Raw genomic sequence first — 24,357 nt, forward strand, 5'->3', positions numbered from 1 at the left:
ACCGAAGCGGCCGCGACGCCGCTCTCAGTACCGGTACTCGTTGAACCGGACCGCGTGTCCCTCCAGCACGCGGACGGACTCCTCCGGGTCCTCCTCGTCGTCGCCGGTCCGGTCCTCGTGTGAGTCAAGCACTCCCATACGCGAGCCGAGCGGTCGCTCCCACATAACTGTTACCCACGCGGCGGAGGTTGTCGGCGGCGGTCGCGGCGCGGCTCAGCCGATGACGCGGTCGATCTCGCCGAGATGGTCGATCACGTGATCCGGTTCGATCTCCGAGGCCGCGAGGTCGTCGTCGTCGGTGACGCCCGAGCGGACGAGGACGGTCGTCATCCCGGCGCGCTCGCCGAGCGCGACGTCCGTGTCGAGCCGATCGCCGACGACGAGACACTCCTCGGCGGGGTAGGGGAGCCGCTCGCGCACCATCTCGATCGCGGTGTCCGAGGGCTTGCCGAGGACGGCGTCGGGCTCGCGCTCGGCGACGCCCGCGATCGCGTTGATCACGGCGCCGGACCCGGGTACGTCGCGCTCGGGCGCCGGGATCACTACGTCCGGATCGGTGCCGATGAACGGGATGTCGCGCTCTAAGGCCCACAGCGCGGTACAGAGGTCGTCGTAGTCGAACTCGTGGTCGATGGAGGCGACCAGGGCGTCGGCGGCGTCGACGTCGTCGGTCGTCGAGAGCCCGGCCTCTGCGAACTGGTCGAGCAGTCCCGGGGCGGCGATACAGAGCAGGTCGTCGTCAGCGTGGCGCGCTCGGAGGTACCGCGTCGTCACGCTGCCCGCGGTGAAGACGCGGTCGGCGTCGACGTCGTACCCCGCCGCGCCGAGGCGGTCGACGTACGCCGGCGGCGCCTTCGTCGGGTTGTTCGAGACGAACAGGGGCTCGATTCCGGCCTCGCGGAGCCGCCGGTACCCCGCCGGGGCGCCCGGGATCGGATCGTCGCCGCGCACGACCGTGCCGTCGACGTCGATGACGGCGCCGCTGTATGTCATACCTCGAGTGCGGGCGCCACGGCCGTAGGGGTTGCGCCCGGGCTCGGGGACGGAGCGAGGACGGGATGGCCGGGCGGGTCAAGGATCACGAACCCGGTACCGGTTCCACCTTCGGTATAACGGAAGGGTAAAGCGGCAGCGTTCCGTATCGATGTTCACTGTGACGACGACTCAGGTGACCCTCGTCCAGATCGACAACTACGGGCCGTGGACGACGACGCCGGAGCCGCGCCGAGAGATGGACCTCCAGACGCTCCAGTCGCGGCTGTTCGCCGACGTCGCCCAGTTCCTCGGCCACCGCGACGCCTACGTCTTCTTCACCCGCTTCGACAACATGATCGCGGTGACGAACGGCGTCGACGGCGCGGCCCACGCGACCCTTCAGGAGTCGATCGGCAACCGCTACCCGGTCAGCGTGAGCCTCGGGACCGCCGTCGCCGAGCGCCCCGTGGACGCGCTCGAAGCGGCGAACCGGCGGCTTCAGACGGAGGGGAGCGCCCAAGACGAGAGTCGGACCGAGGTGCTCGCCGGGGAGTACCTCTCGGAGACGGACCGGTCGGACCTCCAGGTCGCGCACTTCGACGTGGTCAACGCGACCGGCAAGTACACCGACCGCCTCAACGAGTTCGATACGTTCATCAACATCGAACGGGCGTACGGCTCGCTGATGCGCCACCTCCGCGAGGCGCACGGCGCCCTCTCCTTCTTCGTCGGCGGCGACAACGTCGTGGCCGTCTGCCCCGACCTCCCCGAGTCGGCGTTCTCGTCGGCGGTCGCCCACGTCGCGGACGACGTCGACATCGAGCTTCAGGTCGGCGTCGGCCGCGGTGCCTCCGCCCACGAGGCCGGCTTCGCGGCCAAACACGCGCTCGAAGACTGTCGACACGACGGGACGAGCGTCGAGCTGTTCGGCGCGCCCGCGGTCAGCGATTAGCCGGACCGGCCGCGGAGTCGGTCGGTTTCGCGGTGCCGAACGGCAGAATCAAATCCGATAATTTCGGTGCGGGGTTTTTATACACCCGCCGGGAACCCCCGGTTAGCATGTCAGAGGAGATAGTGTTCGTCTGTACGGCGGACGGCTGTGACGAGGGCCCGTGGGAGGGCTCGCACGACGCGATGGCACACTGCTCCGAGCATCCGGACCACGGCTACACCGGGATGCCGCGGTCGGAGATCGACCCGACCCGCGAGGTCATCCCCGCGACCGCGACGCGGAAGCGCGACAACCGCAATCTCCAGCACAAGGGGCACCCGAAGGGTGCGTACGCGCAGAACGACTGACGAGTCCCGACGGGCGGGCCGCGACTCCGGCGTCCGTCCCAGACGCTGGGAGCGGCTTCCCGTCCTCTCTGCGGGGCGCCACGAGGAGTCGCCCCGCTGAGCCGCGTTCTCCTCCCGCTCCGAGTGCCGATCCGGCACCGATCCGACGCCGTTTATGAGCGGGCCGGACGTAGGAGCCGGCATGGTCTCGGAGATCTTCGATCCCGACGCGTGGGAACCCGTCACCGACGAGTTCGACGACATCACCTACCACCGCGCCGTCGACGTCCCCGCGGTCCGGATCGCCTTCGACCGGCCCGCGGTCCGCAACGCGTTCCGGCCCGGCACGGTCGACGAGCTGTACGCCGCGCTCGATCACGCGCGCAAGCAGGCCGACGTGGGGACCGTCCTCCTCACCGGCAACGGCCCCTCCGAGAAGGACGGCGGCTGGGCGTTCTGCTCCGGCGGCGACCAGTCGGTCCGTGGCGGCTCCGGCTACGAGTACCGCGACGACGACGAGGCGGGCGACGACGACGACGACCTCGTCCGCGAGGCGCGCGCGGGTCGGCTCCACATCCTCGAAGTGCAGCGGCTGATCCGCTTCATGCCCAAGCCCGTCGTCGCGGTCGTCCCCGGCTGGGCGGTCGGCGGCGGCCACTCGCTGCACGTCGTCTGCGACATGACCCTCGCCAGCGAGGAGCACGGGAAGTTCCTCCAGACCGACCCCGACGTGGGCTCGTTCGACGGCGGGTTCGGCTCCGCGTATCTCGCGAAGCAGATCGGCCAGAAGAAGGCCCGCGAGGTGTTCTTCCGCGGGAAGACCTACTCCGCCGAGGAGGCCGCCGACATGGGGATGGTCAACGAGGTGATTCCGCACGAGGAGTTAGAGGACGTGGCGCTGGAGTGGGCCGACGAGATGACCCGGAAGTCGCCGACCGCGATGCGGATGCTGAAGTACGCGTTCAACATGGCCGACGACGGGATGGTCGGCCAGCAGGTGTTCGCCGGCGAGGCCACCCGGCTCGCGTACATGACCGAGGAGGCCCAGGAGGGCCGCGACGCGTTCTTAGAGGGCCGCGAACCGGAGTTCCGCGACTACCCTTGGCACTACTGACGGCAGAGCGGAGGAGTCACTGTTACTGACGGCAGAGCGGAGGAGTCACTGTTACTGACGGCCGAGCGGAGGAGTCACTGTTCGAGCGGGCTTCGGTCGGGCGTCGCCCCGCGACGCCGAGCCAGCCGTCGCAGGAACCGATAGACCGGGAAGAGGTAGTCCTCGAACCGCTCGTAGACGCCGCTCCGGCTCGCGTAGACGATCACCGGGACGTCCGCCGCCCGCGCGGTCCGAATCACCGCGTCGGGCGTGCTCCCGAACACCCACTGGCGGAACCGCCGGTCGCGCGACGCCCCGATCACGAGGAGCCCGCCGGCCTCGGCGGCCGTGTCGACGAGGCCGTCGGCGATCGTCCCGGCCTCGACGCTCATGACGCGGAGGTCCTCGACGCCGTTCAGCTCGGACACGGTCGTCGCCGGGTCCTCCGGCGGCTCCTCGCCCGCGGGGTCGACCGTGATGACGTTCACGTTCGTTCCCTGTCGGCCCAGCACTCGAACGACCGACAGCGCGGCGCGGTGGTGCGGGCCGCCGCCGGCGCCCACGTTCACCGTCTCGACCGTCTCGCCCTCGTACCCGCTCGTGAAGACGACGTCGCACGGCGCGCCGTACTCGACCTCTCTGGTGATCTCCTCGCTCTCCTCGGGGTACCCCATCAAGATCAGGTCGGATCCCTGGTTCCGGGCGGTGTTGTTGATGTCGAACGCGATGTTCCGGCAGGTGTGGGCGGTCACCGTGTACTCCACGGGGTGGTCGTCGGCCGCCAGCTCCTCCGTGATGCGGTCCGCTCGGTCGGTGGCGATGTCGCTGACGACCTCGTGAGGCGTCTGCTCCGGGATCTGCGTCACCGTGAGGACCGTGACCGCCACGTCCCGGTCGCTGCCGGACGCGAGTACGTCCGCCAGTTGGAGGTACTTCGCGGCGTTCTCCGGCCGCGCGACCGGGATCAACACCCGGAACGGCCCCGACTCACCTTCGCCGGCCGCCGTCCCGCCGGAGGCGACGGTCTCGTCGGGCGCCAACTCGTCGGATGTCGCCTCGTCGGGTGCCGGCTCGTCGGATGCCGCCTCGTCGGGCGCCGCCGCGGTGTCGGACCCCGGAACCTCCTGAATGAGGTCTTCGACCGCGGGGGCGCCGCCCCAGACGAGGTAGGCGACGACCAGCAGCCCCGACAGCAGCAGTCCGATCGCGACGCCCCGCCTCGGGAGGTTGTACACCAGCCCGAGGTTCGCGGCGACCCCGACCAGCGGCACGAGGGGGACGCCCGGAACCCGGAAGCCGCGTTCGACGTCCTCGAACCGCCGCCGATGGACGATGAGCGCGACGTTGACGACCGCGAGCGGGAGCAGCAGGTTCAGCGTCGCGAATCCGGTGAGCGCGTTGAGCCCGAGGTCGATACCCGCCAGCCCGTCCTCGGCGGGGAACACCGCGATGAACGCGACGATCAGCGCGACGATCACCCCCGTCGCGGTGGCCACGCTCCAGAACGGCGTGCTGTACTCCGGATGGATGCGGGCGAACGGCCGCGGGGCCTGCCCCTGCCGGCCCATCAGCGACCCGATCGACGACGCCGCGAGGATCGACGCGTTCGACGCGGACACCATCGAGAAGACCGCTCCCGCGACGATCAGCGACTGCCCGACGGGGCCGAGGAAGCCCTCAGCGACCCGTCCCATGGCCGTCTCGCCCTCCCGCGCGATCACCTCCGGCGGCACCGGCGAGTTGGTCATCGCGATGATCACCAGCGCGTACAGGACGGTGACCGTGACGATGCTCGCCGCGATGGCCCGCGGGACGGTCTTGCGGGGTTCGATTATCTCCCCGGCGCTCGCCGCGATCGCCGAGAACCCGAAGAAGGTGATGAACGCCAGCGCCGCGACCGAGAGGATGCCGACGACGTCCGTCGAGAACTGCGCCGCGAAGGTGCCCACGGCGGCCGTGGGGCCGCGGAACGCGAACGCCCCGGCGATGAACGCGAAGAGCACGGCGACCTTCGCGCCCGAGACGAGGAGCTGGAAGGTTCCGGACTCCTCCGTCCCCCGGCTGTTCAGGACGCCGAGGAGGACCGCCGCGGCCACGCCCGCGGTCCCGTGCGGCAGCCAACCGAGCGACTCGGGGATGATGAACCGGACGAACCACTCGTCCATCGTCGCGAGGTAGAAGGCCGTCGTCCCGGTGTAGCCGAGGAACAGCGACGCCCCGATCCCGTACGTGAGGAGGTCCCGGCCCTCGAACGTCCGGGAGGCGAACAGGTAGCCGCCGCCGTTCTCCGAGTAGATCGAGGCGAACTCCGAGTAGGCGGCGGCCGTGATCCCGGCGATCACCGCGGCGATGACGAAGGAGATCACGGCGCTCGACCCGATCCGGGCGACGGCGGCGCCCGAAAGCGAGAAGATCCCCGCCGCGATCATCGTTCCGAGCCCGATCGCGAAGGCGATCTTGAAATCGAGCGTTCGAGTGTGCTCTACCACGACGACCACTCCCGTGACGATGAGTTGCTGTTCATGATCCCGATCCGCGAGAGGAGCGCCCGGCGGTCCCTCCCGACGCCGTTCAGTCTGCCGTCCCGTAAACTACGGTCTCTGTTAAACCCCAGTGGTCTCGGCGCAGACCCGATCCACGGGCGCCGACGGTCGTCGGACTCGACCGGCGTCGACGGACGCTGGACCCGACCGACGCGCCGGCCGCCGGCTCGGACCGACGCCGACGGATCAGTCGTCGTCGCCGACGATCCCCTCCGCGACCGCCATGTCGTCGACGGTGGGGTCGTCCTCGGACGCCCGCAGGACGAACCGCTTCCGGATCAGGTCGGCGACGTAGATCGCGGTCCCGGCGATGATCAGCGTGTCGCCGGGGAGCCGCGCCCAGAACAGCGTCTGGACGATGTCCCGCTCGTAGAACGCGAGGCTGCGGGCCGCGGCGTAGCTCTCCGTGAACGCGACGTCGAGCTGGAGGAAGCCGACCGGGAGGACGGAGACGAACACCATCAGCGCGAGCCCGACGTTCCAACACCAGAACGACGCCCGGAGCCACGAGCCGTCCCAGCGCTCGGGGTCGATCGACAGCTGGAGCATGTACGTCACCATCCCGAGCGCGAGGAAGCCGAACGCGCCGAACATCGCGGCGTGCGCGTGGCCGACGGTGAGGTACGTCCCGTGCTCGTAGTAGTTGATAAGCGGGAGGTTGATGAAGAAGCCGAGCACCCCCGCGCCGACGAAGTTCCAGATCCCGCTGGCGACGATGAACATGAACGGCAGTTTGTACGGGAACCCGCCGCTCTCCGTCATCGCGCGGTACTGGCCGATCGCCTCGTAGAGGATGAAGATCAGCGGCAGCAGCTCCAGCGTCGAGAAGACGCTGCCGATCGGCACCCAGTAGTCGGGCAGCCCGATCCACCAGTAGTGGTGCGAGACGCCGATGACGCCGGTGCCCATCACGAGGAGGGCCTGTAGCATCACCGCCTTCTCCGCGCTGCGTCGCGTGAGGAGGTTCATCGACACCAGCGTCAGCCCGATGATGGCGACGATGAAGAACTCGAAGGCGCCCTCGACCCACATGTGGACGACCCACCAGCGCCAGAACTCCGTGACGGCGATGTTCGTCGAGGGCGTGAACATGAACCCGGCGACGAACAGCAGCGTGATCGAGCCGCCGGCGTAGAGGATCATGTGCGCGAGCCCGTAGGCCGGCTCGCGGTCGAGCAGCGGCTTGAGCCCGCGGATCGCGAGAATCGCCCAGAGGACGAACCCGGCGAGCAGGCCGGCCTGCCACACCTTCCCGACTTCGAGGTACTCTAACCCCTCGTTGCCGAGCAGCCACCAGAGCTCGCCCGGGAGGTAGCCGTTCGCGCCGAGCCAGATGCCGCCCATCCCGCCGACCACGACGACGACGAGCGCGCCCAGCAGGACGCTCACGTACGTCCCCTGCCGCTTCGGCTCGTGGCCGGTGAGCAGCGGCGGGAGGAACAGCCCGGCGCCGAGCCACGTCGACGCGATCCAGAGGATGCCGAGGTCGATGTGCCACGTCTTCGCGATGGAGAAGGGGAGAATCTGGAGGATGTGTATCCCGAAGATCTGCTCGATCCCGAAGAAGCCGGCCCGCTCGATGTAGAAGTGCGCGAGCAGGCCGCCGAGCAACACCTGCGCCATGAACAGCCCCGCGGCGACGGGGACGAACCGGAGCGCGGCGCGCTGGCTCGGGAAGACGCTCACGTCGCCCGGCTCGGGCACCGAGATCCCCGCCGCGGACGGCTCGGGGAGCTTCACCGATTTATAAAGGAGGATCGCGGCGCCCGCGGCGCCGACGAGCAGCACCATGGCGATCACGCTCCAGATCATCGCCGAGCCGGTCGCGTCGTTGCCGGCGCCGGGCGCGTACGGCCACTCGTTGGTGTACGAGTGGTCGGCGTTCGGCCGGTCGGTGTGCGAGAACCACGCGGTCCACAGCGCGAAGTCGGCGAAGTCCTCGGCCTCCTCCTCCGAGCCGATCATCCCGACCGGGACGCCCCGGTCGTGGTCGCCCTCGTGGTAGCGCTCGACGTACGTCTCGCGCACCCGCTCGTGGGCGTACAGCTCCGCGGCGGAGTACTCCACGACGTCGCCGCCGTCGTGCGACTGGTCGAGCTCGTCGCGCACCAAGGCGTCGACGCGCGACTGCTCTCCCGAGTCGAGGGCGTCGTACGCCGCGCCGTACTCGGCGTCGGCGTAGTACTCGCGCATGTGCCGGGTCTTCACCTCCAGCGTCTCGGCGGTGTAGTCCTCGCCGTAGTACGCGCCGTTACCGAGTATCGACCCGTGGTTCATCAGCCCGTACTGTTGGAACGCCTCCTTCCCGTCTTGGACCTCGGCCCCCGTGACGACCGTCTCGCCGTCGGGACCGACGACCTCGTCGGGTATCGGCGGCGCCTCCTGATACGCGAACCACGCCCCGGCGCCCATCACGACCAGGTTGAGCAGGAACGCCGCGACGATCACCTTCGCGATCGTCTTTCTCGTGAGTCGCATGTGCGAACGTCCCGTCGAGACGTCCTATGCGTTTAGCGGCAACATGTTCGGTCGAATTCCCGCCGCTCGGAAGCGCTCCAGTCGGGCGGGCTCTCGCGAACATGTTCGTCCCCCGGCTTACCCGGAACGGTGCCGTACGTACGCGCATGGCCCGATCCAGCGAGATGGCCGAGCCGTCCCCGGCCGAAGCGGAGACCGAGGCGAGCCCGGACGACTCGGAGGCGACCGCGACCGAGGCGGAGACGACCGTCACCGTGCGGTGTACCGGTCACGTGCGCACCGAACTCGACGTGTACGAGTTCGAGTACACCTTCGAGGGCGACACGCTGCGCGCGTTCCTCGACGACCTGTTCGAGGAGTACCCGCAGCTTCAGGACATGCTGATCGCCGAGTCTGAGTCCGACGCGACCCACAGCGGCTGGGCGCCGACGCCGGAGGAGCTGCCGGGCACGTGGTCGAAGAACCCGGTCGGCGAGCAGACCATCGCGTACGCCCGGATCCTCGTCAACGGCCACTTCAACGAGAACGAGAACGGCTTCGACACGAAGCTGGAGGCGGGCGACCGCGTCGCCCTGGTCTACCCGTTCATGTTCTGCTGTTGATCGCGGTATCGAGGCCGCGGCGAACGCCGTCGACGACTCGGTTCCCTATTTATAAACGACGGACCGCGGATCGACGGTAAACGCCACCGACGCCTCTACTATTTGTTTATAAGTAACTTATCGTAGCCCGACAGCGGGCATCGCTATCGTGCCGATGATTCGCTTATAAACGACGGGATACAGATCGACGGCGAACACCGCCGAGGACTCAGCGGCTCGCTTATAAATGATCGAGCGAAAATCGACCGCGAACACCTCCAAAGCCCCAGTCGCGCCCCGCACGACACCGCACCCCTCACCTCCCCAGCCTCGTCGCTGGCGGCGCTAGCCGCCAGCGACTCCAGCGAGAATCGGAGATTCTCTGGCAGCGAGGGACACAGTCCATCGGGCAACCGGGCTTCGCCCGGTGACAGCCGGCGCGTAGCGCCGGCGACCTCGCGCGTGCTCCTCGCGGCCGCCGAGGGCGGCCGCTCGCAGGCACGCGCCACCGCATCGGATTTATAAATGGCCGCGACTGTCGCTCGCGAAGTGTTCGCGACAGCATGCGGGGGAAGGGATTCGAACCTCACTCACTCCGCTCGCTGCGCTCGCTCCGTTCCCTGGTTCGAATCCCTTCCAATCCGAGACGCGGCGCTCACGGTGTGTGAGCGCCGCGACATGCGGGGGAAGGGATTCGAACCCTCGAACCTCTACAGGAGCGGATCTTAAGTCCGCCGCTTTTGGCCAGGCTCAGCCACCCCCGCGCGGATTCGGCTACCGGCGGCGGGGTGAAACCCCTTTCGGAAATCCCTACCAGTCGACCGAGAGCGTCCCGTCGCCGTGCGGGTCCGGCGCTATCTCCTCGTCCGTCCGGCGGTCGACGACGTGGATCACGCCCGCGTCCTTCTTGGCGGGGCACGCCTCGGCCGCGCGGACGTTCTCCTCGAGGTCCTCCTCGCCGATGTAGTACGCCTCCGGCTTCGCCATGCCGCTCACGACGTCCATCACCCAGTTGTCCGCGACCTCCGCGCACTTCCCCGCCCCGAAGCACTTGTTCGCCTCGAAGACGATCTTGTACGGCTTCTCCTCGACCGGCGGTCCCTCGCCGCCGATGTCGCTGGCGCGGAGCACCTCGTCGCCGCCGTCGGTCACGCCCCCGTTGTCCTCGGTCGCGGCCCTGTCGTCCTCGGTCGCGGCCTCGCCGCCGTCGGCCTCGTCGCTCATGTCGCCTCCTCGGCGGTCGCGGGACTTTCGTCTGTCGGTCGTTCCCGCTCGCTCGGGACGACCGGGGCGGACGAGTCGGTCACTCCTCGACGTGGTCCGCGAGCAGTCGCTCGGCGTGATCGACCGAGTCGGCCAGCTCCCAGCGCACCTTCGCGGCGTCGCCGTACGCGAGCGCCTCCTTCAGCTCGTCGCGGAGGACGCCCGCGCCGAACCCCACCGTTTCGCCGTCGGCGTCGCCGAGCTCGTACAGCGCGTACCGCTCCGGGGCGCTCCCGACCGTCGAGCGGTCGAGGTCGCGCCAGGGTTTCGCGAGGCTCATTTCCGTGACTGCGGCGCGGTCACCGGTGCGCGTCGAGCCCGTCCTCGGGGCCCTCGACGATCTCGTAGCTCCCCTCGGTCCAGCCGTCCTCGACGAAGACGAACACGCGCCCGCCGGCGACCTCCGGGTCGGCGACGACCTCGTTGCGCTGGCCGTCCCGGCCGACGATCACGCCGGGGAACACCTCGTCGCGCTCGCCGTCCTCGACGATGACGCGGCCGACGCCGGACTCCTCGAGGATCTCGTCGTCGGTCTTGTAGTCGTTCACGTACGTCATCACGCCCTCCGTCTCCGTGGGGTCGGTGACGAGGACGTGGGTCTCCTTGCCGGGGCCGGCGGTCACCGATCCCTCGGCCGACTCGGGGACGCCCCGGTAGAGGGTCGTCCGGCCGTCGAGGTACTCGACGACGACGCCCTCCTCGCGGAGGTCGACGCCGATCGACGTCGGCGGCACGTCGCTGCGCGTTGGCGCGGACATACGCGACGCTCGGAGTGCCGGCCTCAAAAGGGACGCGCTCGGCCGTCGCGCCGGAGTGCGCCGGAACGCGCCGGACAGCGCCCGCAGACGGCCCGACCGAAGGAGTGCGTGACGGGGCGGCCTCAGCCGCGAGAATCGGCGTACCACATTTAAGTTCCTGCCGCGGGGAGTGCGTGTCATGCAACGGACGCGACGGACGCTTCTGGGCGTCGGCGCCGCCCTCGTCGGGACCGCCGGGTGTCTCGGCGTCGAGGGCGTCGAGTACCCCGACGCCCCGGAGGGGGCCGACGCGCCGGGCGACGGGGACGACCCCGGCGGCGACCCGCCCGAGGACGGCCCTCCCGACGACCCGCCCGAGCAGGCCGACGGCGACCCGCCGACGACGAACGCCGCGCTCGCGGACGCGACTCGCGCGGTCGTCGACGACGCGGTGTGGTTCGCGACCGAGTACCCGGACGCGGTCGCGACCTACCGCGACGCGATAGCCGACGCGGTCTCGACGGTCCGGTCGGTCCGCCGGACCGTCGACGAGGAGGCGGAAATCACGGCCGAACAGGTCGACGCGGTCGCGGCCGCCGGCGAGACCGCGGCCGACCGCGCGGCCGAGGCCCTCGAACCGCACTTCTCGCCCGGCCCCCGGATCCGCGCCCGGATCGACCGACACGTCGCGGTCCTGCGGGAGTTCGCGCCCCGCGGCGACGTCGACCGCGCGCTGGAGGAACTCGACCGGATGCGGACCGACCTCGCCAGCATTGGCACCTCCATCTACGTCGAGGAAGAGTTCTCTCGGAACCCGATTCACAACCGGTTGTTCCGCCGGCTGTTGGCGCCGCTGCCGCCGGACGACCCCGAGCGCGGACGCGTCACGACCGGAACGCTCGTCGAGCTCGCGGTCGCGAGCCGCGGCTTCTCGACGTTCGCGCACCGGCCGTACGACCGCGACGGGGTCGACCGCGACCGGATCCCGCGGATCTACGGCGACGCGTTCGGCCCCGAGCGTCAGCGGGAACTACGGGCCCGGCTCGGCCCGATCCCCCGGCCGGAAGACCGCGTCGAGGAGCTGTTCGTCGCGTTCGCCGACCGCCCGCCGCTGGGGAACCGCCGCCGGGAAGCGTTCGAGGGCTGGGCCCGCGAACTCGACGGCGTCCCGGTCCACGTCCAGCGGTACCCTGACGCCGAGACCGCACAGGCGCGGCTGTCCGCGGCCCTCGACGAGGGCGCGACGGAAGGTCGCGCGCCGATCGACCCCGAGGCGACCCTCGCCGGCTCCGACTTTGGCGGGAATTCGTCCGACGACGGGAACGGGTCCGAGACGGACGGCGGAGCGACGCCCGAAACCGACGCCGGCCCGACCGCCTGGCACCGGTTCTACCACCGCGAGGCGGAGGGCGAGCGGTACGGCTTCGACGAGCACGCCGGCGTCCAGTACGGCTACGTCGTCCGGGCGGGCGAGTTCCTGCTCGCGACCGGCTTCTCCGGCGACGCGTGGGAGGAGCGGGTCGGCTGGCACGGCCGACTACGGCACGGGTGGGTGACCGGCGCGTGAACGCGAACGCGATCGGCCTCGTGGCCGCGGCGTTCGCCCTGGTCGGCGTCGGCGTCGGAATCGTCGCCGCGGCCGCGACGGGCTGGGCGGAGGCGGCGCTGGCGACCGCCGCGACCGGCGAGACCGCGCGGTTCGGGCCGGTGTTCGTCGCGCAGTCGTACCTCGCGGCGACCGCGACCGTCCTCGTCTCCGCCGTCCCGCTGGCCGGCGTCCTCGGCGTCCTCGTCGGCTCGCGGGCCCGCGGCGTCGTCGCCGCGGCGACGACTTGCGGGCTCGGGACCGGCCTCGGCGCGCTGGCGTACGGGCTGATCGCGGTCACGGTGATCGTCGTCTCGCAGGGCGACGCCGCCGCGCAGGCGCACGGGCTCGCGGACGCGGCCCTGCCGACGCTCGCGACGGCGTTCGTCGCCGGCGCCGTCGGCGCGTCGACCGGTGTCCTCGGGACGGTGATGCGATGACCCCCGACCGAGGCGGGCGGGACCCCGCCGACAGCGAGCGACCCGACGGGCGGATCCGACGCGCGTCGCGGCGAGGCGTCCTCGCGGCCGGCGCCGCCGGGCTACTGGCCGGCTGCCTCGTCACCTCGGAGGAGGAGGGCTCCGACGCCCGACAGGCGGGCGACGGCGCGAGCGGTAACGACACGGACGGCGACGGCGCGAGCGGTAACGACACGGACGGCGACGACGCAGACGGCGACGGCGGTGGGGAGTCCGACGACGACGCGGGCGGCGGCGAAACGACCCCCGACGAGGTCGAGCCGGACGGATCGGGGCTCGTCGTCACCGACGCGACGGTCCTGGGAGTGAGCGACGGCGGGGGACGCACGACCGTCCGGGCTCGCTTGACCGTCGAGAACGCGGGACGGTTCGAGTACGGTGTCGTCGAGTTCCGCGTCGACGCGTACGCGACCCCGGCGGGATCGGACGAGCGCGGGGCGGTCGGGTTCGACTACGTCACGCGGCGGTTCACGGGCGACGACCGGTTCGACGGCTCGCGGCCCCGACGGTTCACCGTCGAGATCACGTTCCCGAGCCGACGGACCGGCGTCCGGCCCGAACCGGACCGGTACGCAGTCGACGCGGCGGTCAGGCGCGCCGAGCCGATCTGAGGCGGTGCGGCGGCCGCGATCGGTGTGAGTTCCCGGCAGAGAGACTCGCCGTGATCGCTACCTCTTTGTCCGCGCTCGCGAGCCGTGAACCCATGGAGGGACGGGCGGCGGCGCTCGGCGCCGGGACGGTGTTGAACGCGCTCGCGACCGGGACGGGCGCGGCGTTCGGCATCGACGTCGAGACGCGCGCGACGGTCGAACTCGACCCCGCGGCCGACGGCGTCGACGGGGAGATCGCCGAGGACGCCGACGCAGACACCGCCCTGATCGAGCGCTGCGTCGCGCTCGCGACGGAGCGCTGGGGCGACGGCGAGGGGGGCCGCGTCCGGACCGACAGCGACGTGCCGCTGGCGGCCGGCCTCAAGAGCTCCAGCGCGGCCGCCAACGCGACCGTCCTCGCGACCTGCGACGCGCTCGGGCTCGCGGTCGGCGACGGCGGCCGCGCAACTGACGACGCGGTCGGCGACGACGGCCGCGCAACTGACGACGCGGTCGGCGACGACCCAGACGACCCCGCGGTCGACGTCACCCGTTTGGCGGCCTGCCGGCTCGGCGTGCGGGCGGCCCGCGAGACCGGCGTCACGGTCACGGGCGCGTTCGACGACGCGACCGCGTCGATGCTCGGCGGCGTCACCGTCACCGACAACGCCGCGGACGAACTGCGCGTTCGCGAGCCCGTCGACTGGAACGCCCTCGTCTGGACGCCACCGGAACGGGCCTACTCGGCCGACGCCGACGTGGCGCGCTGCGAGGCCGTGGCGCCGATGGCCGACCTCGTCGCCGACCTCGCGCTCGACGGGCGGTACGGCGAGGCGATGACCGTGAACGGGCTCGCCTTCTCGGCCGCGCTCGGCTTCGACGCCGACCCCGCCGTCGAGGCGATGCCGCACGCCACCGCGGTGTCGCTGTCAGGGACCGGCCCGAGCGTCGTCGCCGTCGCCGACCCCGCCGACCCCGAGGCCGACCTCGACGCGGTCGCCGACGCGTGGGGCGACCGCCCCGGAACGCTGCGACGAACGACGACCAGGAACGACGGCGCGGCCGTCGAGTAAGCACCCGCTGGCACACCACCCACCGACCCCATCACCTACCAATGAGCGACACACCCAACACCGAGGACCGAAGCCTCGACGAACTGCGACGCGAAATCGAGGACATCGACCGCGAGATCGTCGAACTGATCGCTCGCCGCACCTACGTCGCAGACACGGTCGCGGCCGTGAAAGACGAACGCGACCTCCCGACGACTGACGAGGGCCAAGAGGAGCGCGTGATGGAGCGCGCCGGCGAGAACGCCGAGCGCTTCGACGTGGACGCCAACCTCGTGAAGGCCATCTTCCGGCTGCTGATCGAACTGAACAAGGTCGAACAGCGGGAGAACCGCTAAAGCTCTCGCAGCCCGAGGCTGTATCTGAGCGCCTCGTCGACTTCCTCCATACGGGACGCCGGCACGGAGCCGATGTTGTCCCTGATCCGGCGTCGGATCGACACCGTCCGAACCTGACTACAGAGCGCGACCGACTCCTCCCGGAGCGGCGACTCCGCCTCCTCGACCAGCACTTCGAACGGATACAGATCGTCGCCTCGCGCGGCGGTGAAGGGTACGGCGATGGTCGTCGGTGCGTTCTCGTTCCCGACGTCGTTCTGGACGACGAGACACGGTCGCGTCCCGCGCTGCTCGGACACCTCCGTGGGGTCGAGGTCGACGATGACGACGTCGCCGCGGCGAACCTCCATCGGATTACCACTCCGGAGCGTCGTCGAGGTACTCGTTCGCCTCGCGAGACGCCTCGGCCATCTCCTCGGCGAGCGCTTCCGACTCATCGGTGCGCCTCGGCGCGTCGGATCGCGTCCGAGGTCAGTCGTCGTCGTTGAGCGCGCGTGCGAACGTCCTGACCCCGACGAATCGGGGGACGCGCTCGCAGTAGGCCTCGTAGGCGTCGCCGTAGGTGTCGCGGAGCCAGGCCTCTTCGGCGAGCACTTGGAGGACGCCGAAGACGGCGACCGCGACGGCGAGTGCCCCGACGAGCGGGGAATTTGCGAGGACGGCGTACGCCGCGAACAGGAGGCCGTAGCCGACGTTCTGGGGGTTGCGGGTGTACCGGTAGAGGCCGTCTGTCCGGAGTTCGTCCTCGCGGCCCTCGGTCGCGTCCTCGCCGAGATCGACGGCGGACTTGCTGAGGACGGCGAACGCGATCAGAATCCCGACGGCGCCGACGGCGAGACGCCACGGGGCGGCGAGCGGGCCGGCGTTCCAGTCGAGGACGCCGGTCGCGAACACCGTGGGCAGCAGCGGGCGGCTGAGCGCGAGGTAGACGCAGCGCTTCCGGTCGTCGTCGCCGGCGGGCCAGGGCCGACGCTCGGGCGCGAGCAGAGAGACGACCATCAGCGTCGAGAGCCCGAAGAGGCAGCCCGCCGCGACGGCGAACGCGACGACTTCGAACACCGAACCAAGTTGGATAGACGACAGACATCAATCTGTCGGCCGGATCCGTTCCGCGTCGAGACGCGTTCGTCCGGAAACTCCGGAGTCAGTCGCCGTCGCGGATCAGCATCACCTTCACTCTGCGAACGGCGTCGAAGTCCCGGAGTCGGTACGTCAGTTCGCGGACGCGCTCGGCGTCCCCGCGGCAGAACAGCGATTCGAGACACCACTCGCCCTGGTGGGTGTGGCTCGTGTTGAGGATCACGTCCTGGTACTCGTGTTGGGTGCCGTGGAGCTCTCGGATCACCTCGTGGTGGCGGTAGTCGAAGCCGACGAGCGCGACGACCTCGCCGTCGATGTCCTCGAGCCGCGAGTGCGACTCGACGAACTCCTGCATCGCCTCCCGGACCGCCCGCGACCGGTTCTCGATCCCCTCGTCTCGCCACGCTCGGTCGAACTCCTCGATCAGCCCTTCTGGGACGTTGAAACTCGTTCGCATCACCTCGGCGTCGAACCCGCGGCCACAAGAGTGTCGTCGTGACGATTCCACCGGTTCGGTACTACCGCCCACTGAGCGGTCCCGTCCCGACCGTCGAGCGACGACGCTCTCAATCGACCTGTTCGGGCCGCTCGCCGGCGCCGTCCCGCTCGGCGCGGTCCACGGCGTCGGATCGGGCCGTCGCCGGCGCGCTGCCCCCTTCGCCGACACGTAGATTTACCACGGGCGACGGCGTGCGGCCGGTCGTGGCATCGCTCTCGTCGTTCGCGGGTGCCGACTCGGGGATCGTCCGAGAGCGACCCTTCCAGCTGCTGTTGCTCATCAACGTCCTGCCGCCGCTCGGCACCGCACTCCTCTCGCCGGTGCTCGGCAGCCTCGTCGAGCCGCTCGGCGCCTCGACGGCGAACATCGGCCTCATGATGTCGGCGTTCACCGCGCCGTCGATATTCGTGATCCCGATCGCCGGCGTCGTCTCCGACCGGTACGGCCGGCGGCCCGTCCTGCTGTTCGGGCTGGTCTGGTTCGGGCTCACCGGCACCGCCATCGCCTTCGTCTCGACGTTCGGCGCGGCGCTCGCCTTGCGCGCGCTCCAAGGGATCGGCTTCGCCGCGCTCACGCCGATCATCATCACCAGCCTCGGCGACCTGTACGCGGGCACGAAGGAGGCGACCGCCCAGGGACTCCGGTTCACGGGCTCGGGGCTCTCCCAGACGGCGTTCCCGCTCGCCGCGGGGGTGCTCGTCGGGATGGCGTGGCAGTACCCGTTCCTGCTGTACGCCGTCGCCTTCCCGATCGCCGCCGTCGTCTACGTCCACTTCGAGGAGCCGCTCGACCAGTCCGGCGGGATGGGAGGCGACGCGGGTGAGGAGGGCGGCGAGGCGGGTGAGGAGGCGGACGAGGCGGGTGAGGAGGGCGGCGAGGCGGGAGTCCGGACGCAGCTCGCCGACATGCGCAGGCTCGTCGCGCAGCGCCGCGCGTGGACCATGGTCGTCGCCCGCGGGAGCGCGAACGTCGCGTGGTTCGGCTTCCTCACCTACAACTCGATCCTCGTCGTCGACGTGCTCGGTTACACCCCGGCGGAGGCGGGGGCGCTCGCGGCGCTCGCGAGCCTCACGTACGCGCTCGCGGCGACGCAGGCGGGCCGGATCGCCGACGCCTTCGACGATCGGCTCTACCCGCTCGTGGCGACGAACCTGTCGATGGGCGCCGGACTCGCGCTCGCCTTCCTCGCTCGGTCGCTCTCGGTCGCCGCCGTCGGCGTCGCGCTCATGGGGATCGGGTTCGGGCTCGTCCTCTCAATCTACCGGAGCGTCATCACGGCCCTCCCGCCCCCAGACCTGCGCGGCGGGCTCGTGAGCCTCGGCGAGGGGAGCGGGCGCGCGGCCGCGACGGTGACCCCGGTGGTGATGGGCGTCGCCGTCGCGCTGGCGACCCGTCCGCTCGGGTTCGAGACGGCCGTCCGCGCGGTCGGCGTCGGCGCCGGCGTCGTCGGCGCCGGCGTCGGGATCGGCTGTCTGCTCCTGATGAGCGCGTCGCCGCCGATCCGGACCGAGGGGTAGGGCGGTCCGCCCGCTTCGATGGCCGCGACCCCCGAGAGCTTTGTCGGCCGGCCGCGACGCGGCGACCATGTCCGCCATCGACGTCGCCGTCCTCGACCACGACGCGCACGGCATCCCAGCGGCCGACTACGCGGATCTACTCGCCCGGCGGCTCCCCGACCGCGAGGTGCGCCTCGCGGCGACGCCGGACGAACACGAGCGCTACCTCCGCGCGGCGACGGTCGTCGCGGGGAAATACATCGACGCCTCCGCGGTCGCGGCCGCCGAGAACCTCCGGCTGTTCGCGTGTAACTCCGCCGGCGTCGACCACCTCCCGCTGGACGCGCTCGCCGAGCGCGGCGTCGCGGTGACGAACGCCTCTGGCGTCCACGGCCCGAACGTCGCCGAACACGTGCTCGGCTGGGTGCTGACGTTCGCCCGCCGGCTCGACGAGGGGCGCCGCCGCCAGCGACGCCGGGAGTGGCGCCGCTTCCAGTCGTCCATCGAGCTCGCCGGCAGCTCGGTCACGGTCGTCGGCCTCGGCGCCATCGGCGAGGCGATCGTCGCCCGCTTGGAGGGGTTCGACGTCGAGACGATCGGCGTCCGCTACTCGCCGGAGAAGGGCGGCCCGACCGACGAGGTGGTCGGCTACGACGACCTCCCGGACGTGCTGCCGGGGACGGACGTGCTCGTCCTCGCCTGTCCCCTGACGGAGACGACTGAGGGGCTGGTGGGTGCTGCGGAGCTCGACGCGCTGCCGACCGACGCGGTCGTCGTCAACGTGGCGCGCGGTGCGGTGATCGACACGCCGGCGCTCGTGGCCTCGCTGCGGTCGAACGCCCTCCACGGGGCCGCCTTAGACGTCACCGACCCGGAGCCGCTCCCGAGCGATCACGACCTGTGGGGGTTCGAGAACGTCTTCCTGACTCCCCACGTCGCGGGCCACACGCCGCGCTACTGGGAGCGGCGCGCGGAGGTCCTCGTCGAGAACCTCGAACGGATCGCCGAGACCGGCGCGTACGAGGGGCTGCGGAATCGGGTGGCGTGAAAAGCGGTTCGGACGGCCCGTCGAAAACGCGGAGCGAGCGCTACTGGTACGCCTGGATCCCGGTGAGGTCCTCGCCGAGGATCAGGGTGTGGATGTCGTGGGTGCCCTCGTAGGTGTACACCGTCTCCATGTTCGTCATGTGGCGCATCGGCGAGTAGTCGGCCGTGATCCCGTTGCCGCCGAGCATCTCGCGGGCGATCCGCGACTGGTCGCGGGCGGTGCGGACGTTGTTGCGCTTGGCCATCGAGACGTGTTGCGGCCGCATCTCGCCCGCCTCCTTGAGGTCGGCGAGCCGGTGGGCGAGCAGTTGGGCCAGCGTGATCTGCGTCGCCATCTCCGCGAGCTTCTCCTGTTGCATCTGGAAGCCGCCGATCGGCTTGCCGAACTGCTCGCGGTCGGTGGCGTACTCGCGGGCCACCTCGAAGCAGTCCCGCGCGGCGCCGACCGCGCCCCACGCGATGCCGTAGCGGGCCTGCGTCAGACACGACAGCGGGCCCTTCATCCCCTCCACGTCGGGGAGGCGGTTCTCGGCCGGGACGCGGACGTTCTGGAGGCTGATCTCGCCGGTGATCGACGCCCGGAGGCTGAGCTTCTCGTCGATCTTGTTCGTCGTGACGCCGTCGCGGTCGGTCTCGACGAGGAACCCGCGGACGGGCGTCCCCTCCTCTCCGTGGTCCTTCGCCCACACGACCGCGACGTCGGCGATCGGGGAGTTCGTGATCCACGTCTTCGAGCCGTTCAGGACGTACTCGTCGCCGTCCGGCTCGGCCATCGTCTCCATCGCGGACGGGTTCGACCCGTGCTCCGGCTCCGTGAGCCCGAAGCAGCCGACGGCCTCGCCGGCGCCGAGCTTCGGGAGCCACTCCTCTTTCTGCTCGTCGCTGCCGAACGCGTGGATCGGGTACATCACCAGCGCGCCCTGGACGCTCGCCATCGAGCGGAGCCCGGAGTCGCACGCCTCCAGCTCGCGCATCAGGAGCCCGTAGGCCGTCTCGCTGACGTTCGGGAGGCCGTACCCGTCGAGGTTCGGCGCATAAAATCCCATCTCGCCCATCTTCGGGATGAGCTCCGTGGGGAACGTGCCCTCGATCCAGTGGTCGCCCATGTCCGGCACCTCGCCGTCGACGAACGAACGGGCGGAGTCGACGAGCAGCCGCTCCTCCTCTGACAGCGTCGACTCCATGTCGAAGTAATCCAGCATAGGATCGCTTGCGATCCCAAGGATAAATAAGTATAGTTGTGTCCGCTCTCCGACCGAAACCGCCGATTCCGCCGACCAGGGGAACGGCCCCCGCGTCTCAGGCCCAGCCGTCGGTCCCGTCGAGCAGGTGTTCCTCGACGACGGCCTCGTCGAGTTCGATCCCGAGCCCGGGCGCCTCCGGCACCGCGATGCGGCCGTCCTCGATCAGCGGCTCGTCGCGCGCCAGCAGGTCGTCCCACCAGTCGACCTCCAGCGCGTGGTACTCCAGCAGGTCGAAGTTCGGCGTCGCCGCGCCGAGGTGGACGCAGGCCATCGTCCCCACCGGGCTACAGACGTTGTGCGGCGACATCGGCATGTAGTTCTCCTCGGCGCGGTCGGCGATCCGCATCGTCTCCGTGAGGCCGCCGACGGTCGTCGGGTCCGGGGTGACGATGTCGACGCCGTGGTCGTAGATCAGGTCCGACAGCTCGAACACGCGGAAGCGGTTCTCGCCGGTCGCGACCGGGGTCCGCGTCGCCCGCGTCACCTCCTTCTGAGCGTCGGTGTTCTCCGGCGGGATCAGGTCCTCCAGCCACATCAGGTCGAACTCCGCGAGCTCGTCGGCGAGCCGCTTCGCGCTCTCGACGGAGTAGTCCCAGTGGCAGTCGAAGGCGAGGTCGACGTCGTACCCGATCTCCTCGCGCACGGCCGCGACGATCTCCCGTTTCTCGCGGATCGCCGCGTTCGTCAGGCGCCCGTTGTACGGGTCGTTCTCGTTGTCGGCCGGGAGGTCGAGGTCGAACTTCAGCGCGTCGAATCCCATGTCGGTGACGCGGGCGGCCTCGGCGGCGTACGCCTCGGGGAGTACGCCTCGGCGTCGGCGTAGGCGGTCGCGCCGTCCTCGACCGCGTACGCCTCGCCGGCGTGGCAGTCGCAGTAGAGCCGCACCTCGTCGCGGTACTTCGAGCCGAGCAGCTGGTAGACGGGGAGCCCGAGGATCTTCCCGGCCGCGTCCAGCAGCGCGATCTCGATGCCGGAGGCCGCGGTGACGACCTTTCCGGTCGTGCCGCCGTGGCCCGACATCTCCTGGAAGATGTACCGCACGAGCCGCTCGACGTCGAGCGGGTTCTCGCCGACGAGGAACCGGTTCGTGTACTCGACGAGCTCCGGGACGCCGCCGCCGCGGTACGCCTCGCCGATCCCGGTGACGCCGGCGTCGGTCTCCACTCTGATCAGGTTCCACTCGAAGTTCCCCTCGACGACGCAGGCGTCGAGGCCGGTGATCTGTACGTCTCGGTCCGGGTCGCGGGTGTCGATCTGGTCTGAGTAGTCTCTCATTCGTCTTTGAACCGCTGGAGCGCGTCTTTGTCGAGCGGGACGCCGTGGCCGGGGCGGTCGGGGAGGTCGATGGTCCCGTCGTCCCCGGGCTCGACCGGGTCGGCGACCACGTCGTCGAACGCCTTCACGTCCATGTCGCGGTAGAAGTACTCCACCCAGAGGCCGTTCTCGATGGCCCCGAGCAGGGAGGCGTGGATGTTCCAGTTGTAGTGGGGCGCGATCTGGACGTCGTACGCCGAGGCGTGGTTCGCGATCTTCAGCCACTCCGTGACGCCGCCGCAGACGGTGACGTCGGGCTGGAGGATCGTCGCCGCACCCGTGTCGGCGAGCCGGGCGAAGTTGTGCCGCGTCCCCTCCAGTTCGCCGGTGGCGACCGGGTAGTCGAGCCCGTCGTTCACCTCGGCCATCGTGTCGACGCGGTCGATCATCACCGGCTCCTCGATGAAGTACGGGTCGTACGGCGCGAACGCCCGGCAGTTGCGGAGCGCCTCGGTGCTGGACTCCCAGACGCCGTTGGCGTCGAGCAGCAGCGTGCGGTCGTCGCCGATCTCGTCGCGCACGGCGGCGACGCGCTCGGCCTCCTCGTCGGCCGAGAGGCGGCCGACCTTCATCTTCACGACGTCGTGGCCCTCGTCGAGGTAGCGCCGCATCTCGCCGCGGAGCGCCTCGTGGCCCTTCTCGTCGCGGTAGTAGCCGCCGCTGGCGTACGACGGCACCGACTCGGAGTGGCCGCCGAGCAGCTTGTGAAGCGGCATCCCCGCGGCCTTCGCCTTCACGTCCCAGAGCGCGATGTCGACGGTGGAGATGGCGCGTAAGAAGAGCCCGGTCCGGCCGATCTGGACGTTCCCCTCGTACATCTCGTGCCACAGGCGCTCGGTGTCGCGGGGGTCCTCGCCGACGAGGAGCGGTTCGAGCAGCGACTCGACCGCGTCGGCGATGAGGCCGGCCCCCTCGTACCCCAGCGAGTAGCCGACTCCCTCGTGGCCGGTGTCGGTCCGCACGTACGTGATCGCGTGGTCCCGGTAGGTCAGCGTCCGGTTGGAGAAGGAGACGGGAGACTCCAGCGGCAGCTTGATCGGGAACGACTCGACTTCGGTTATCTCCATGGGTGGTGCGGCGTCACACGGATACAAGTAGACCGCTGTATCGGCAATGCTCTCGGCCGCGGCGGACGCGGGGGCCTCGGCCGGCACCGGCCGTCGACACGGTGTCGAGGGATCCGGCTCCGACGACGCCCGGCCACCGGCAGCTTTTGTATCGTCGCCGCGAGGGGCCGCACATGGAGTTCCCCGAGCGATCCGACGTCGACGGACTCATCGACCCGCAGCCGCTCCCGGGGTTCGCGCGGGTGCGATACGAGCCGCGGACGGAGCGCCTCGACGACCCCGTCGGGACGGCGCGCGAGTCGCTCGACGCGCTCGACCTCGACGACCTCCCGGCGGGCGCGACGGTGGCCGTCGGGGTCGGCAGCCGCGGCATCGACCGCATCGACGAGGTCGCGGCGGGGGTCGTCGACCGTCTCGACGAGCGCGGCTTCGACCCGGTCGTCGTGCCCGCGATGGGCAGCCACGGCGGCGCGACCCCCGAGGGGCAGCGCGAGGTGCTGGCGGCGCTCGGGATCACCGAGGAGTCCGTCGGCGCGCCGATCGACGCGCGCATGGCGGCCGCGGAGCTGGCGACGGTGAGCGTGGGCGACGCCGACCTCCCCGTGTACTTCTCCGAGGCGGCCCTCGAGGCCGACGCCGTGCTCGTCGTGAACCGCGTGAAGGCCCACACCAACTTCACCGGGCCGATCGAGAGCGGGCTCGCGAAGATGACCGTCGTCGGCCTCGGCAAGCAGCGCGGCGCGAAGTCGTTCCACTCGACGGCGATCGCCGAGGGGTACGTCGAGACGCTGACGGCCGCCCTCGACGTGATCGAGCGGGAGACCCCGATCGTCGGCGGCGTCGCGCTCGTCGAGAACTTCGAGGAGGAGATCGGCCACGTGGAGGCCGTCCCCGCGGGGTCGTTCCTCGACCGCGAGCCGGAGCTGCTGGAGCGCGCCTACGACGAGATGCCGACGCTCCCGGTCGACGACGTCGACCTGCTCGTCGTCGACGAGATCGGCAAGGAGATCTCGGGCGCCGGCATGGACACGAACGTCATCGGTCGCTACCGCGTCCTGAACGCGCCCGACCCGGAGACGCCGGACGTCGATCTCATCTACGTGCGGGGGCTCACGGAGGCGACGAAGGGGAACGGCAACGGGATCGGGCTCGCGGACCTCACCCGGAAGCGCGCGGTCGACCAGCTCGACCTGAAGAAGACGTACGCGAACGCGCTCACGAGCGGGTCGCTCGCGAAGTCGAAGCTCCCAGTGGTGGCGCCCGACGACGAGTTCGCGCTCCGGACCGCGCTGGCGGCGCTGGGCGGCTACGACCCCGAGACGGTCCGGATCGTCTGGATCCGGAACACGCAGGACCTCGGCGAGTTCCGCGTCTCCGAGGCCGTGGTCGAGGACCTCCCCGAGGCGGCGGCGGTGACCGACCGCGAGGCGGTGGCGTTCGACGCGGGGACGGCGGGGTTCGAGGCGGCGGCCGACGGCGACTCGGACGCGTAGCGGTCGCGTCGTCCGGTCGCCCCGTCGAGTCGTCCGGTCTGACCCGCCGCGTCGTCGGCTGAGACGCCCGGTTGCCTGTAGGGAAACGTTTTCACGCCATACTCGGG

At 70.5% G+C, this 24,357-nt stretch carries 23 protein-coding genes, 1 tRNA gene and 1 pseudogene; 12 read left to right on the forward strand and 13 right to left on the reverse strand.

All coding sequences use genetic code 11. The features are described from left to right. Positions 1-213: 213 nt before the first annotated feature. Positions 214-993: an HAD-IIA family hydrolase gene (locus CPZ01_RS11440; RefSeq protein WP_096395207.1), complete on the reverse strand. Its 780-nt coding sequence runs from the start codon at positions 991-993 to the stop codon at positions 214-216. 160 nt (positions 994-1,153) lie between these two features. Between CPZ01_RS11440 and CPZ01_RS11445 the strand changes: the two genes are divergently transcribed. The 3 genes from CPZ01_RS11445 to CPZ01_RS11455 all read left to right on the forward strand — a co-directional run bounded on the left by CPZ01_RS11445 (position 1,154) and on the right by CPZ01_RS11455 (position 3,367). Then, the gene (locus CPZ01_RS11445; protein WP_096396261.1) at positions 1,154-1,927 is read left to right on the forward strand and encodes a GTP cyclohydrolase III; all 774 of its coding nucleotides are present in this window, start codon (positions 1,154-1,156) and stop codon (positions 1,925-1,927) included. A 107-nt stretch (positions 1,928-2,034) separates the two neighbouring features. Then, complete coding sequence (locus CPZ01_RS11450; protein WP_004596760.1) at positions 2,035-2,274, forward strand: hypothetical protein; 240 nt, start codon at positions 2,035-2,037, stop codon at positions 2,272-2,274. A gap of 181 nt (positions 2,275-2,455) precedes the next feature. Further along, on the forward strand, positions 2,456-3,367 hold the full coding sequence (locus tag CPZ01_RS11455; RefSeq protein WP_096395209.1) for a 1,4-dihydroxy-2-naphthoyl-CoA synthase: 912 nt from the start codon (positions 2,456-2,458) through the stop codon (positions 3,365-3,367). Between the two features lie 74 nt (positions 3,368-3,441). Here the strand turns inward: CPZ01_RS11455 and CPZ01_RS11460 are convergent, their stop codons facing one another. Continuing rightward, positions 3,442-5,835 carry an amino acid permease gene (locus tag CPZ01_RS11460; protein ID WP_096396263.1) on the reverse strand — a complete coding sequence of 798 codons (2,394 nt, stop codon included), beginning with the start codon at positions 5,833-5,835 and terminating at the stop codon, positions 3,442-3,444. Positions 5,836-6,075: 240 nt separating this feature from the next. Further along, a complete protein-coding gene (locus CPZ01_RS11465) occupies positions 6,076-8,367 on the reverse strand; it encodes a nitric-oxide reductase large subunit (RefSeq protein ID WP_096395211.1) in 2,292 nt (763 codons plus the stop codon). 146 nt (positions 8,368-8,513) lie between these two features. On the opposite strand from CPZ01_RS11465, the gene CPZ01_RS11470 reads away from it, so the two are divergent. Further along, positions 8,514-8,969: a ubiquitin family protein gene (locus tag CPZ01_RS11470; RefSeq protein ID WP_096395213.1), complete on the forward strand. Its 456-nt coding sequence runs from the start codon at positions 8,514-8,516 to the stop codon at positions 8,967-8,969. Positions 8,970-9,627: 658 nt separating this feature from the next. On the opposite strand, the gene CPZ01_RS11475 is transcribed toward CPZ01_RS11470, so the two are convergent. The 4 genes from CPZ01_RS11475 to CPZ01_RS11490 form a co-directional block, all read right to left on the reverse strand. Next, positions 9,628-9,712, reverse strand: a tRNA-Leu gene (locus CPZ01_RS11475). A gap of 46 nt (positions 9,713-9,758) precedes the next feature. Continuing rightward, positions 9,759-10,172 carry a ferredoxin gene (locus CPZ01_RS11480; RefSeq protein ID WP_096395215.1) on the reverse strand — a complete coding sequence of 138 codons (414 nt, stop codon included), beginning with the start codon at positions 10,170-10,172 and terminating at the stop codon, positions 9,759-9,761. A gap of 79 nt (positions 10,173-10,251) precedes the next feature. Further along, positions 10,252-10,491, reverse strand: coding sequence for a DUF7508 domain-containing protein (locus CPZ01_RS11485; RefSeq protein WP_096395217.1), 240 nt, complete (start codon positions 10,489-10,491; stop codon positions 10,252-10,254). Between the two features lie 19 nt (positions 10,492-10,510). Further along, positions 10,511-10,969, reverse strand: coding sequence for a DUF5796 family protein (locus CPZ01_RS11490; RefSeq protein ID WP_017344187.1), 459 nt, complete (start codon positions 10,967-10,969; stop codon positions 10,511-10,513). A gap of 178 nt (positions 10,970-11,147) precedes the next feature. Here CPZ01_RS11490 and CPZ01_RS11495 point away from each other — a divergent pair, with 178 nt between their 5' ends. The 5 genes from CPZ01_RS11495 (at position 11,148) to CPZ01_RS11515 (ending at position 15,010) form a co-directional block, all read left to right on the forward strand. Continuing rightward, on the forward strand, positions 11,148-12,515 hold the full coding sequence (locus tag CPZ01_RS11495) for a hypothetical protein (protein WP_096395219.1): 1,368 nt from the start codon (positions 11,148-11,150) through the stop codon (positions 12,513-12,515). Continuing rightward, positions 12,512-12,973: a hypothetical protein gene (locus CPZ01_RS11500; RefSeq protein WP_096395221.1), complete on the forward strand. Its 462-nt coding sequence runs from the start codon at positions 12,512-12,514 to the stop codon at positions 12,971-12,973. The genes CPZ01_RS11495 and CPZ01_RS11500 overlap by 4 nt, the downstream gene beginning before the upstream one ends. After that, on the forward strand, positions 12,970-13,623 hold the full coding sequence (locus tag CPZ01_RS11505; RefSeq protein ID WP_096395223.1) for a hypothetical protein: 654 nt from the start codon (positions 12,970-12,972) through the stop codon (positions 13,621-13,623). Before CPZ01_RS11500 ends, CPZ01_RS11505 begins: the two co-directional genes overlap by 4 nt. A gap of 92 nt (positions 13,624-13,715) precedes the next feature. Further along, positions 13,716-14,675 (forward strand): shikimate kinase, encoded by a 960-nt coding sequence (locus CPZ01_RS11510; RefSeq protein WP_096395225.1) that lies wholly within the window; start codon positions 13,716-13,718, stop codon positions 14,673-14,675. A 41-nt stretch (positions 14,676-14,716) separates the two neighbouring features. Further along, positions 14,717-15,010 carry a chorismate mutase gene (locus CPZ01_RS11515; RefSeq protein ID WP_096395227.1) on the forward strand — a complete coding sequence of 98 codons (294 nt, stop codon included), beginning with the start codon at positions 14,717-14,719 and terminating at the stop codon, positions 15,008-15,010. Here CPZ01_RS11515 and CPZ01_RS11520 read toward each other — a convergent pair. From CPZ01_RS11520 to CPZ01_RS11535, 3 genes are all read right to left on the reverse strand, one after another. Continuing rightward, a complete protein-coding gene (locus tag CPZ01_RS11520) occupies positions 15,007-15,360 on the reverse strand; it encodes a type II toxin-antitoxin system PemK/MazF family toxin (RefSeq protein ID WP_096395229.1) in 354 nt (117 codons plus the stop codon). The two genes, CPZ01_RS11515 and CPZ01_RS11520, sit on opposite strands and share 4 nt — an antisense overlap. 121 nt (positions 15,361-15,481) lie before the next feature. Beyond that, the gene (locus tag CPZ01_RS11530) at positions 15,482-16,069 is read right to left on the reverse strand and encodes a methyltransferase family protein (protein ID WP_096395231.1); all 588 of its coding nucleotides are present in this window, start codon (positions 16,067-16,069) and stop codon (positions 15,482-15,484) included. Between the two features lie 85 nt (positions 16,070-16,154). Continuing rightward, complete coding sequence (locus CPZ01_RS11535; protein WP_096395233.1) at positions 16,155-16,547, reverse strand: CopG family ribbon-helix-helix protein; 393 nt, start codon at positions 16,545-16,547, stop codon at positions 16,155-16,157. A gap of 245 nt (positions 16,548-16,792) precedes the next feature. Here CPZ01_RS11535 and CPZ01_RS11540 point away from each other — a divergent pair, with 245 nt between their 5' ends. After that, positions 16,793-18,106 carry an MFS transporter gene (locus CPZ01_RS11540; protein ID WP_096395235.1) on the forward strand — a complete coding sequence of 438 codons (1,314 nt, stop codon included), beginning with the start codon at positions 16,793-16,795 and terminating at the stop codon, positions 18,104-18,106. A 67-nt stretch (positions 18,107-18,173) separates the two neighbouring features. After that, a complete protein-coding gene (locus CPZ01_RS11545; protein WP_096395237.1) occupies positions 18,174-19,133 on the forward strand; it encodes a D-2-hydroxyacid dehydrogenase in 960 nt (319 codons plus the stop codon). A 40-nt stretch (positions 19,134-19,173) separates the two neighbouring features. On the opposite strand, the gene CPZ01_RS11550 is transcribed toward CPZ01_RS11545, so the two are convergent. The 3 genes and pseudogenes from CPZ01_RS11550 to CPZ01_RS11560 form a co-directional block, all read right to left on the reverse strand. Beyond that, positions 19,174-20,334 (reverse strand): acyl-CoA dehydrogenase family protein, encoded by a 1,161-nt coding sequence (locus CPZ01_RS11550; RefSeq protein WP_096395239.1) that lies wholly within the window; start codon positions 20,332-20,334, stop codon positions 19,174-19,176. Positions 20,335-20,431: 97 nt separating this feature from the next. After that, positions 20,432-21,651 (reverse strand): annotated as a pseudogene (locus CPZ01_RS11555) (mandelate racemase/muconate lactonizing enzyme family protein). Then, positions 21,648-22,757, reverse strand: a complete 1,110-nt coding sequence (locus CPZ01_RS11560; protein ID WP_096395241.1) for a mandelate racemase/muconate lactonizing enzyme family protein — start codon at positions 22,755-22,757, stop codon at positions 21,648-21,650. Before CPZ01_RS11560 ends, CPZ01_RS11555 begins: the two are co-directional and overlap by 4 nt. Positions 22,758-22,930: 173 nt before the next feature. On the opposite strand from CPZ01_RS11560, the gene CPZ01_RS11565 reads away from it, so the two are divergent. Next, positions 22,931-24,250 carry a nickel pincer cofactor-dependent isomerase, group 22 gene (locus CPZ01_RS11565; RefSeq protein WP_096395243.1) on the forward strand — a complete coding sequence of 440 codons (1,320 nt, stop codon included), beginning with the start codon at positions 22,931-22,933 and terminating at the stop codon, positions 24,248-24,250. Positions 24,251-24,357: the final 107 nt, after the last annotated feature.

This window comes from Halorubrum trapanicum (genome assembly GCF_002355655.1).
GTDB classification, from domain to species: domain Archaea; phylum Halobacteriota; class Halobacteria; order Halobacteriales; family Haloferacaceae; genus Halorubrum; species Halorubrum trapanicum_A.